This window comes from uncultured Nitrospira sp. (assembly GCA_902500695.1).
Lineage (GTDB): Bacteria > Nitrospirota > Nitrospiria > Nitrospirales > UBA8639 > Nitrospira_E.
Window position 1 is genome coordinate 1 of record CABVRQ010000068.1, and the last position, 11,856, is coordinate 11,856.

Here is an 11,856-nt window from a genome sequence, read left to right on the forward strand (position 1 = left end):
CCAAAACTTGAATGGATGACGCCGTCAGGTTTCGTTTCCCCCGTGTTTGACAGCACTAGTTGTCCGCGAAGGGAAGCTCCCATAGCCGTCATGTCATTCATGACCTTGCCGGCAGCTTTCGATAAACGGCCGTCTGCCCAAGACAGAAGGCCGGGATCATTCGACAGAAAACATCAAACATCTGGGACTTGCTTCTCGGAAGCACAAAGCTTCGGGCAGGGCGATAGTTACCAAACTCATGGTGAACCATTTCAAGACCGGCGGTGAGTCCCATTTGCTCAAGTTCAGTCTTGGTGTACTCTCGATAATGCCCGGGATTATTGCAATTGATCCTGATACGCTCAAATGGATTGGTTCCTCGCAATAGCCGGATTCGCTTTGGTAACGCAGTGGCATTAGGTGTCAGGCAAACAATCAATCCATCCTCCACCAGAAGCTCCCGTAAGGCATGTAAGACCAACTCTGGTGCCGTAAAGAGATGTTCCAGTACTTCAGCAAAAACGATGAGATTAAATTGTTCGCTGCTCGCAATGCCGCGTGTTTGCGCATCATTGAGGTCAAACACGATATGACGTCCTGGTTGTCGCTCACCCTGAGCACCTGCATGCTCATGTGCGTACCCATGCTCACCAAGTGGAAATCCTAGAGTGGCGACATCTGAATAGTATTCAGCCAACATGAAGGACATATAACTTCGGCCGATATCGAGGACTTTGGCATCCCCATTAGGATTCATTCGACGGCAAAGAGCCACAATATATTGAAAGCGCGGCAGACTTCTGCCGGCATAGTCCACGCTATTGAGACGGCGATCCTGGTCAGCCAGTAACTCTTGAACAAATTCCGCATGGGATTGTAAGTTGGCCATCGTGTGTCCGGGAACGTTCATGACGATGCCGTGGAGCGTGCGCGCCAGTCATAGTTTGTCTTAAGGACTTTTGCAGGAACACCTGCAATAAGTACGCATTCTTTATCGTGGTGTCCCACGACTACGCTACCGAGTCCAATGGTATTGTTGTTGCCTATCGAAGAACCAGGTGCAAAGCGCACGGCAGAGCCGATGTAGCAATCAGAACCAATCGAAATGGATCGATCCTTGACTCCGATTCCATGAGTCCAAAATTGACTATGGGAACCTGCGATCCAGGAATGCGGCCCGATGGTAAATCCTCCTGTGGGATCGATGAAATGAAAAGAGCTGACCATGCACCCATCTCCAAGGTGGCAATATCGCGCATAACCCTCGCAAACAAATTTATCTTCTGCAACCCATGCGCCACAGGAAATCACATTGCTCCTCCCCACTGCCGCTCCGCTTCCAATCCGCAGGCGATACGGGCCGACAAATTTATTAAACCTCCCAATGTTCGCCGCGTTAATTTCAGCACTATCTACCGCAAGAATGCTCATAAATCCAATCCTGGCATGTTTATCAATGACATATCCGAAAAACACTTGATACAGGAAACGGCGCAGGCACGACATGGGAACGATGCTAATCAAACATGCGAGAAACAACCTGACTTTTCTCATCTTGAATACCTATTGTCCACTGGATTTTTTTCACAAATTCACGTATGGCACTTCGAAGAATTCAGTTCCTTAAGTACGGTCTCATAGGTCACATGAATGTGTTCGCACACCTGTTGCCATGAAGGCATATCCCGCACGACGGATTGCAATTCAATGCCACGCGGCTTCTCCATCTCACTTATAATAAGGCGTTCCAGATCTTCTGGAGAATGCGGATCGAATACAGGAACCAGTTGCCGTACAGAACCCGCGACCGGAACATTTTTCGACGCGATGACCCGGCAACCGGCAATAGCGGCTTCATACAGTGCCAACGGCATGACTTCCGAAAAACTGGGAAGCACAAAGAGCTTTGCGGACCGATAGGCCGACGCCAGGATGGGATCATCATGAGCTAGACTTCCGGTAAAAATCACCTGTTTGTTCGCCTGTTCGCGGCAACGGGAAATATACGTTTCCTGCTCCGAAGAGAGATTCCCAATGATGACCAGCGGATATGGCAGGCTTTTCATGGCTCGAATCAGCGTGAGTTGATTCTTCCGCTCTTCAATGGACGCCACGTTGAGCACAAAATCCTTCACGCCATATTTTTTCTCAAACAGCAATGGATCAGCGGTTGAAAACGATGTCTTGAGTCCATTTGGAATGGTGGCAATCCGCTCAGAAGGGAGGGAAAAAATCGTGGATAACAGCTTGCGTTCGTCTTCGTTTAACGCGATGACCCTTGACGCCGCATGGAGCATCAGATTTGCTCGCTTGAGGTCCGAATACATGCCTGGAATGAACCTCGAGGATAAGACTTTCATCCGCATTAAGGATTGGGGCACATGAAATAGATTGAGTACGGAAGAGACGATCACCGGCTTACCGCTTCCTATCGAACGTTGTACGTGAGAAACCACCGAACCGTCTATACTGAACACATGACAGACATCCACGTCAGGGATCTGATTGCGCCAGGAATCGTAGAAGATCACTTCAACCCCTCTTTGGGTCAATCCCTTGGCTGTTTCCTCGATCTGAATTTGCAGCCCGCCCCGATTCAGTCCGATTCGCGGATATGTGAGAAACAACACTTTCATCGAGAGCCTTTATCTTTCACTTCCCGCTCATTGCGGCGAGCTCTACCCGACCGGCAACAGCACGATACAATTGCCGTGCGTCCTGATACGTGACCGCCCGGAGCAAGACAAGAAAGGCCAATGTTGCACTGACCATACCCACCATCATTCCGGCTGTGTAGTTGACCGTGCTGACGGCGATAAGGAGCGATAACAATGGAAAAGCCGCTCTAAGATGGGACGCATTGAGTGAGAGAAACAGTGCGTGACGACCTCCAGCCGCCACCCATGCCCCGGTCACGTTTCCCAGCAGCGATGTGACAATCAACGCTATCGCCGCCCCCAGAGCTTGAAATGTTGGAACCAGAAGCAGGGCCGCCACAATACAGATGATCACTTGCGGGATGATCAACACGAACGCCTTCTGTGGGTGACCGGTTCCCACCAGATTAATGGAAAAGTAGTAGTTCACGATTGAGAGGGCAGTCCAGACACACAGCGCCTGCATGACGTTGGCGCCACCACTATATGACTGTGAAAAGAGAAGCGTCATCAGAGGGTCCGCAATTCCGATAAGAAGTGTGGCCACCACCGCAAGCAATCCGGCGCCGATACGAATCGATTCCACCAGGAGATCTGTCCCTGTATCCTCCCTGGATGAGGCGTATCCTAAAAGGACCGGCCGAATAGATTCGAATAGACGCAGCATCGCGCTCGGCAATTGCATGGATGTCGAATAGATGGCGAGTGCAGCAGTGCCCAAATACGTCACCAGGATCGTGTCTGACGCCTTTACCATGACCACCGAAAGTAACGAACACCCGTACATCCATCCTCCGAATTTGATCATCCTCCTCGCTTCGGGATGTCGAAGCGAGAGACCAACCTGCTCAGGAAGAAGTCGCCACGCAAGGCCTATTCCGAACAGGCGAGAGAGGATCATCCCCCATAACAGTCCGGCCACTCCGAATCCATAGAGTAATGCCGATACGGATAGGACCGCCCGCATCAGTTCTGACCCGACTCCCAGGGCAGAAAGCGCTCGAAACTTACCTGCCCCGACAAGCAGAGAGTTTGCCATTTGAAAGTTAATTGCAAGGAATGAAAGTGGCACGCTCAACCAGGCATACTTCCTGAACTCGGGATAGGGCCAAAGCGTTTCTAGGAAAGGAAGTGCGACCAGGACCACAAGTGCGGTAATCAGTGACGATATGAATGCAATGGTGACAAAAAATCTCGCAGTCTCGACCACACCGAGGGGATCACTCGAAGAAAGCACCTTTGTCGCGGTGTTCTTCAGGCCAAGATCTCCGGCAATCGCCGCAAACTGCGACACCATCATGATCAAAAAATATACTCCCAACTCCTCTTTCGATGTCAGCCGCACCGCAATGACCACGGTCATGAGAGCAGCCACCATCCCAACAAGATTGCCTGATCCCACCCAGATCACCCCGGAGAGGTATTGAAACGCAGATTTTGCCATGGATTACACTCGCAGATTTTTTACCGGTACGATAACAATGTGATCCGTTGACCGTTGGCTTCCCCAATGAACCCGTACCAACGACCTTCAAAGATTTCTTCATTGCCGTCCGGGATATGGTGAGCTAACGGACAAGGCGACGGGATCAACCGCTCACACAGGTCGCACAACACACCGCTGCAACTTTGCCAAGCACATGGGGTCCAAGAAACCGGTTGTACACATACTTGATAATCAGGCAAGCATTCGCTCCAGATGCTCGACGATTCGTTCGGCTGCCTTGCCATCCCATTTCGGAGGGATCGCGCCTTTTTTCCACTGCCCCTCCATCAATCGTCTAAGCGCCGGAGGCAGGTTGTCCGGATCGGTCCCAATGAGTTCATTGGTCCCAATGGTAATAGTCTCCGGGCGCTCCGTGTTGTCCCGCAACGTCAAGCACGGCACACCGAGGACGGTGGTTTCCTCAGTAATTCCTCCAGAATCGGTAATCACCCCACGAGCATGCTTCACCAAATAGTTGAATTCCAGATAACCAAGCGGATCGATATAGGAGAGGTGAGGCATTCGGCTATCCAGGTCACGAAGACTCTTGGCTGTGCGCGGATGAACAGGAAACACCACAGGCAACCCGTGCGTGCTTTCGGCAATCGTATGCAGGAGCCGGAGTAACTGCTGCTCTCCGTCCACATTGGCCGGCCGATGCAGGGTGACGACAAAATAGTTATTCGGCTCGAGCTTCAGCGGTTCCCAACAGACGGGCGGACGCAAGCGCGGAAGCTGTTTGAGCAGAGTGTCGATCATCGTATTGCCCACAAAGAAGATGCAGTCGTCTGTGATGCCGGCGCAGCGGAGATTGTCATTCGCCGTTTCACTGGTGGTGAAAAACCAGTTGGTGATGGAGTCGGTCACGACCCGATTGATCTCCTCCGGCATGGACCAGTCGCCTGAGCGGATGCCGCCCTCTACATGCGCGACCGGCACCCCTAGCTTGCGAGCTGAGATGGAGCAGGCCATGGTGGATGTCACGTCTCCGACGACCAGGCACAGGTCGCTCTTGTCCTTGAGCAGGACCTTTTCATATGCCACCATGATGGCGGCCGTTTGTTCAGCCTGCGTGCCCGACCCGACCTCCAGATTGATGTCCGGATCCGGAATGCCCAGTTCCTCAAAGAAGCTTCCCGACATGGACCGGTCATAATGCTGTCCTGTATGAATCAGGCGAAATCGCAATGACCCGCCTCGCGCCTCAGCGGCATTCAATGCGTCGATGATCGGCGCAATCTTCATGAAATTCGGGCGGGCTCCGGCGATGAGGTCAATTCGTTTCATCATGAAATCAAGGAGAATAGGCGGGCATCCAGCATGAGAGAGCGACCCCATCCAGGGGAATGCTCAGTCATGATGGCTTGTCCTATTGGTGAGTGGAGGAGGAATTTGAAATTCATGTGTTGGTTTATACTAAGGAATTCGGTGTTTATCACGATTGCTCTTTTTCGCTGTTTCTGCATGGATTATGCTTTTCTATCCAATGAATTTACGCCCATAGCTACCTCAGGACACTTTCCACGAAACATCTCGCTGAACCTTGGCATCTTCTAGCTGAGCTAGATCCTTCGCCGCTGGCTCAGGATGACAAGACGAGGGATGCCTGATGCTTTGTCTCCCTGCGCTCGGCATGCTCAGGACAAGATCACGGAGGATCTTGCTGAGTCCTGACATCCTCCGGCTGGGCTCAGATCCTTCGCTGCTAGCTCAGGATGACAAAGTGAATTCCTGATTGCACCGAGTTCATGCACTGCTTCATGAATATGATTTGATTGCGACAAAGCCGGTATCGTCATCACCAAAACACACGGAAGGCGAGGCATAGCAAGACCATCCCTGAGACGTATCCCAACTGACGCACCCTGGACGAAAAGGCCTGCAATAACACTTCACACACAAAGAAGAGAATAATGAGCTTTGCCATCATCTCTCCCACATCCATCACTCCCAGTTGAATGGTCAAGAGTCCGGGTATGGCTATCGCCAACAGCAATAATAAATAATCCATGGGGTTGGGTTGAAACCGCGTGTCTTTGTCTAAATGAATTGCCAACAAGAGCCCGATAATCAGCAGGACAAAAAATCCCTGAAACAATGTTGTGAGTTGCGGCGCCGCTTCGACCAGGACATGCTCGACCACATACAGCACAAATGTGGACCCAAGATACAACGCCATTCTCGTCGTGAGCAGCATCGATTTGGCATTGCCCAATGTTCCCCCAAAAAACACCAGCACCACCAGTCCCAGAATAAGATAGGAAATTCCCGTGGGAGCTGAAAATGACGACAGCACCCCCAGCAGAAAAAACCCCATCATGCCGCCTAACAAACCATAGAGACACCATTGAGAGAGCCATTGATTCGAATCAACCCAGGTACGCCAATACAGCGCTCCCTTACTCCAGGGTCTGAACGCCCCCGGATGCCATCGACCGGAGACCACCGCATAAAAAAATGTGCCAAGCCCCGCCAGCACGAGAAGATACAGTCCCATGAGGATGCTCTCAGTACTCCACCGGCAGACATACGCCATTATGATCAACAATATTTGGAAGCCATAGAGAATGAGGACCACCTGATGATGAGAAAAACCCAGCGACAGCAGCTTGTGATGCACATGTTGCCGATCCGCTTTAAAGGGAGAACCTCCTGAAAGCAGGCGTTGAGCGGTCACCGCAACCAGATCCATGAGCGGGACGCCAAAAATGAACAGGACCAACCATGAGCTGATCGGAGAGCGATCACCCTGCGTCAGTAACAGCGCCGACACGCCCAACACAAATCCAAGGAATTGACTGCCCCCATCCCCCATAAATACCCTGGCGGGATAGGTATTAAATCTCAAAAAGCCCAACAGCCCTCCCATGACCGGGAGCACCAGATACAAGACCAGGCTATCATTGATTTGATAGGCCAGATAGGCCAAGAGTCCAAAGCTGACAAAGGAAAAACCGCCCGCCAATCCATCAAGCCCGTCCGAGAGATTCATGGCATTCGTCATCGTGACCAGGACGAAGACGGTCAAGGCGATGGAGAGCCAGGAAGGCAGATCAACACCCAATAGCGAAGAGAAGGGTTGCCATGAGATCCCGGTTGAGATGGCGACCACTCCGGCCGCCGCCACCTGCCCCATAAATTTATAGCGGACCCGCAAATCAAAAAAATCGTCCAGACTCCCCATACCGACGATGATGAGGGCGCCAGCCAGCGTGCCGATAATCACCTTATGGTGCGGTGCCCAATAGGCAATGGCGACCAAGGCCCCTATCGCGAAGGCCAGGCCGCCCACTCTGGCGATTGGTTCCTTATGAACTTTTCGCAGGTCCGGTTGATCAAGTAGCCCCAATCTGGTGGCCCCAAGCATGAGACAGGGAGTCAAGACGGTGCCGATCAATAGAGAAAGGAGAAATGCATAGAACAGAATCCCTGTCATACGTGCCTCAAAGAGATGAGAGAAAAAGATGACGGCAAATATGGCTTACCCGATAACGAGGCTCTTGATGACGGGGGATCTTACTTTTAGCAGAGTCACAACAGGTATTCAAAACAACATGTCATGAAGGACAATCAGGTTCCCTCCTTTCTCAAAGGTAAGAATTGATCAACTCAACACAAGAGACATCTCAAGAAATGAATCGCTTTAGGGATTTATTTTATATATTAAAAGGAACACCTATCATTTATACCAAGATCGGCTCCTGGAAGAAAGGGGGGGGGCGCGACGATTTCTTCTTTCTACATCGAGTCTTCATTGACATAGGCCCGTTATCGTGCTGAGAGATTACACAGAGAACATGCCGGGAAATTGGCCACGCCAATGAAAAATCTCTGTGGGTGAGCCTTTCTCGTCGCTCCACTATGAAGTCGTCATGATACCGTGCCCTTCACGATTTCGACAGTCATCAATGACACCACTGAATATTGAAGATTCAGGATTCCCGTTTCGGAAAATTATATGAGCATGGGGATGCGTGAGGACTCGCGGTGTTCTGGAGTGTGCTTTGCACCTTAAGGCCTGAGTGAATTTTCATCATGAAAAAGGAATACAAGAGCGATCCCCGCTTCATCAACGCGGAACATATGGCTCCAAATTGGAATAGACCAGATTGGCGAATGCTGCCAGTCGTGACTTCTCGATTGAAACGTCTCCATGAGCGGGAATGGGGGTCGTCAAACGAATGAGTGCGCCATCCGTCCGTTGTTGAGTCACGGCATCCCACACGAGATACCATTTCACCAGATATTCATTCGTCAGATTCCGTTGACGCTGTCGAAACCAGTACCAGACCAATTGTCGGGCTTCGCCTTTTGTAATCGTCACCTCGTTGATGAAAATGGGAGCGAGGCCCGGTGTGGGCGGTTCAAGCGAAATGGTGTTCACGGACTCGATGAGCCATCCATCGCCGGGGATACAACTTTGGGGCGAATGGATCGATTCTCCTGATCGTTGCGATTGATAAAAGGCCACATAGAGGTTGACGGGAAGAGACCCCTCAGGCTTTTGATGAAAGTCGGCCAGGAGATAGTCATCAAACCGGAGCGCATCGAGATAGACTTGCTCTAAAGGCCGTGCCCTGCCTTCCCACGGACCCAGTTGCAGAGGAAAATCTGCAAATGATTGCCGGGACACCAATCGTTCCTCCCGTGCGTCAAGCTGCGTGGCCCACATGCCGAAGGCTCCCACCACCACCAGCCCCACCACCACAGCCCAAGGCATTCGAGCACGGTGGAAACCATGACGCGCGCGTCCCTCACCAGGACTCTGATGAGCGGATTCCTCCGATGCCACTTCCCCCTCAGACTGTTCCGGTGACTGAATGCACGCACCAGGCAGTCGGGATTGCGGCCGGATGCCCTTCAGCACCACCATTTCCCCGACAAGGAGCGCGACCCCTACAAGAAAGATCACCCATCCCTCGAATAGGTGGATAAACCCGTCAGCAGCCCCTTTTCCCCACCATTCGACCAGAATGCCAATCATGCCGATGCGAAAGCCATTGAGCAGAATGGCGATCGGAATACTGGAAAGAAATACGAAGATACGCTTCCAGAGCCGGTCTTGGAGAAAATACGCACACAAGAGCGCGAGAGTCATCAGGGGAAATAAAAACCGGAGTCCGGAGCAGGCTTCCACCACTTGAAGTTGAATGGGCCCAAGATCAATCACATTGCCGTCCTGGAAAGCCGTGATGCCGACAACCTGCAGGCAGGTCACGCCCAGGGTCGAAGATATCGATCGTAACTGGGCGGACAGCCCTTGAAACAAAAACTGCGGGAGTGGAATGGTCATCAGGAGCAGGCCAAGGGGAAACGCCAGGATTTTTCCCCCACGCACACCCCAGGCGGCCAGCACCAGCCCCACGATCACCAGCCACAAGGCGAGATGTTGCACCACAAACAACGTCCCAAGGTGACCCATGATAAACAGACCCATCCCGGCCGCAATGATCACCAATCCGACCCATGCCCCGCCCCCATCACAATCTGAGAGCCGCTTTCTGTCTTCCCATGCCAAATACAGGGCAATGGGAGGCACCAGGAGCCCATGCCCATAATTTTCATCGCCCAACCAGGTCCGCCATAAGAACGCCAGGTTGTCATAGAACACGACGAACACCACCAGGGCTGCGGCCAGAATCCCCACAAGAGACCAGGCGATCTGAAACGATTGATCGGAGCCCTGGGGAGGATTTCGTGAAATCGACTGCGCCATGTGTGACGGGAGGCCTCGTGACTTAGAGAATGACGGCTTCCATCGCATTGTCATAGAGGGTGAGTCACGCGACGGGAATGGAATTTCGGTGCAACAGGAGGATTCTGCCAGATAAACTCAAATAGCGCTATATATAGATGAAGGATTTCGGGGCCAATGGATCCCCGCCGCTCATCAGCGGGGATTCATCCGAAACGAAACCACGATAAATTCCCGATAAACAATGCCGGGAATGACCACCGTGTAATGGCTATCTGAAATCGGTCATCCTGATCCATTCGGCAACGCTCAGGCCAACGGCCCCCAAGGATCTGACTGAGCGATGGTATCGTCACCCTGGGCACAGATCCTTCGCTGCGCTCAGGATGACCATGTGGATCGGGTATCAGCAGGGATTCACCTCCCTTCTTTCATCACCGCCGGTCAGGGGAAAAAGGCTGGTTTGAGGGGCTCAGGGAACTCCACACCGCAATTCAGGATGTTCTTGGGGGGTAGTGGGCATTCACCGCTTGGCCGGAAACAAACGATAGTGCCGCACCCAACAAGGAAGATTTCTGAATTTATTTGGAATGATTATTCATGAAGGTGAGGGGTGCAATGTTTTCATGACACAGACCGTGGAATGAAAGATCCAACTCTGGACGTTCACCTTCTTCCACTGTCATATCTCGCTTAGGATGCTGAGCCGGAGATGGCAAGGGGTCCTTCGGGAGAATCCGGGGACCATCCTCCACCCAGTGCTTTATAGAGTTGTACGATCGACACCAAATGCAGGCGATGGGTGGATGTGAGCTCGAGTTCGGAAACGAATAAATCTCGTTTGGCGATGAGCACATCAACATAACTGGTCAGGCCGCCTTTGTAACGAAGATTGGCCAAACGCAATGCCGACCGGAGAGCCGTCACCTGTTCCTGCTGGGCAATCCGTTGGGAATCGGCCGTGCGCACCGACACCAGGGCATCCTCCACTTCTTTAAATGCCACGAGAATGGTTTGCTCGTAATGAGCCAACACCTGCTTCGCCTGGGCCTCAACCGCTTCTTGTTGAAACCCCAAAATATTGGCATTGAGCAACGGGCCGGCCAGTCCCAGCCCGGCTTGTCCAAATTCACTGCCGGGGGTGGTCAGCGTTGAAAGTTGAGGGCTTGCGAGGCCAAGAATACCCGTAATCGAGAACTTGGGAAACCGTTCCGCCTGCGCGACACCAATACGGGCCGTGGCCGCGGCCAGTTCGTGTTCGGCTTGTACGATATCCGGACGGCGCTGGAGTAATTCCGAAGGCAGGCCTGGCGGCACCTTTGGAGGAAAAATTTGCTCGGTGAGAATCTGGCCTCGTGGAATCCTGAAGGAGTTCCGGCCAAGGAGCACACTCAGTTCGTTTTCCTTCTGCACCATTTGCCGCTCGAATTGGGCGACCCGGGCCGCCGCATTGGCCCGTTCCCCCTCAAATTGGTCCGCATCGAGCCTTGAACTGACTCCGCGTCGTAATCGGGCTTTGGCAATGGTCACCGATTCTTCCCAGGACCCCAGCGTTCGCTTGGCAATGTCCAACTGCATGTCGAATTGCAACAGATCCAAATACGCCCCCGCCACACCACTGACCAACTGAAGGATGACGGCCCGTCGGTTTTCCTCGCGGGCAAGCAGATCGCCAAACGCCGCTTCATTTGACCGACGAATGCGACCCCAGATATCAATCTCCCAATTCAGATTCCCGATCCCGTAATAACTAAAATTGCTCGGAAATCCCTGTACGGCAAAGCCGCCAAATTTCCCTAAGACCGGAGCATTGAGTTGGGTGGTAATTTGAGGCGCAAAATCCATTCGCGCGATGAACACTCGCGCTTGAAATTCCTCGACGCTGGCGACGGCTTCCTGAAGATTCTTGTTTTCCTCCAAGGCTATACGAATCAGTTGTTGCAATTCTTCGTCATGCAGCAATTCCCACCAGTGAAGATTCGCAATCGATTCCCCTTCCGTTTCGGACATGCGAAACCGGTCAGCCGTTTCGATATCGG

Annotated in this window: 8 protein-coding genes; all 8 read right to left on the reverse strand. The window is 52.3% G+C overall.

The genetic code is table 11. The features are described from left to right. Window positions 1-97: 97 nt before the first annotated feature. Window positions 98-868, reverse strand: coding sequence for a methyltransferase domain-containing protein (locus AAH187_RS14845; RefSeq protein ID WP_342349250.1), 771 nt, complete (start codon window positions 866-868; stop codon window positions 98-100). A 17-nt stretch (window positions 869-885) separates the two neighbouring features. Further along, a complete protein-coding gene (locus AAH187_RS14850; protein WP_342349251.1) occupies window positions 886-1,410 on the reverse strand; it encodes a hypothetical protein in 525 nt (174 codons plus the stop codon). A 161-nt stretch (window positions 1,411-1,571) separates the two neighbouring features. Then, window positions 1,572-2,615, reverse strand: coding sequence for a glycosyltransferase (locus AAH187_RS14855; RefSeq protein WP_342349252.1), 1,044 nt, complete (start codon window positions 2,613-2,615; stop codon window positions 1,572-1,574). A 16-nt stretch (window positions 2,616-2,631) separates the two neighbouring features. Beyond that, on the reverse strand, window positions 2,632-4,080 hold the full coding sequence (locus AAH187_RS14860) for an oligosaccharide flippase family protein (RefSeq protein WP_342349253.1): 1,449 nt from the start codon (window positions 4,078-4,080) through the stop codon (window positions 2,632-2,634). A gap of 234 nt (window positions 4,081-4,314) precedes the next feature. Then, complete coding sequence (gene wecB, locus AAH187_RS14865) at window positions 4,315-5,412, reverse strand: UDP-N-acetylglucosamine 2-epimerase (non-hydrolyzing) (RefSeq protein ID WP_342349254.1); 1,098 nt, start codon at window positions 5,410-5,412, stop codon at window positions 4,315-4,317. Between the two features lie 508 nt (window positions 5,413-5,920). Continuing rightward, window positions 5,921-7,558, reverse strand: coding sequence for an MraY family glycosyltransferase (locus tag AAH187_RS14870; protein ID WP_342349255.1), 1,638 nt, complete (start codon window positions 7,556-7,558; stop codon window positions 5,921-5,923). A gap of 633 nt (window positions 7,559-8,191) precedes the next feature. Beyond that, window positions 8,192-9,838 (reverse strand): VPLPA-CTERM-specific exosortase XrtD, encoded by a 1,647-nt coding sequence (gene xrtD / locus AAH187_RS14875; protein WP_342349256.1) that lies wholly within the window; start codon window positions 9,836-9,838, stop codon window positions 8,192-8,194. A gap of 672 nt (window positions 9,839-10,510) precedes the next feature. After that, window positions 10,511-11,856, reverse strand: a 1,346-nt coding sequence (locus AAH187_RS14880) for an efflux transporter outer membrane subunit (RefSeq protein WP_342349257.1), incomplete at its 5' end; no start/stop codon positions are given.

Excerpts from the sequence above, each read along its gene's own strand:
- AAH187_RS14845 (WP_342349250.1), bottom strand. The coding sequence starts at position 868 with ATGGCCAACTTACAATCCCATGCGGAATTTGTTCAAGAGTTACTGGCT.
- AAH187_RS14850 (WP_342349251.1), bottom strand. The coding sequence starts at position 1,410 with ATGAGCATTCTTGCGGTAGATAGTGCTGAAATTAACGCGGCGAACATT.
- AAH187_RS14855 (WP_342349252.1), bottom strand. The coding sequence starts at position 2,615 with ATGAAAGTGTTGTTTCTCACATATCCGCGAATCGGACTGAATCGGGGC.
- AAH187_RS14860 (WP_342349253.1), bottom strand. The coding sequence starts at position 4,080 with ATGGCAAAATCTGCGTTTCAATACCTCTCCGGGGTGATCTGGGTGGGA.
- wecB (WP_342349254.1), bottom strand. The coding sequence starts at position 5,412 with ATGATGAAACGAATTGACCTCATCGCCGGAGCCCGCCCGAATTTCATG.
- AAH187_RS14870 (WP_342349255.1), bottom strand. The coding sequence starts at position 7,558 with ATGACAGGGATTCTGTTCTATGCATTTCTCCTTTCTCTATTGATCGGC.
- xrtD (WP_342349256.1), bottom strand. The coding sequence starts at position 9,838 with ATGGCGCAGTCGATTTCACGAAATCCTCCCCAGGGCTCCGATCAATCG.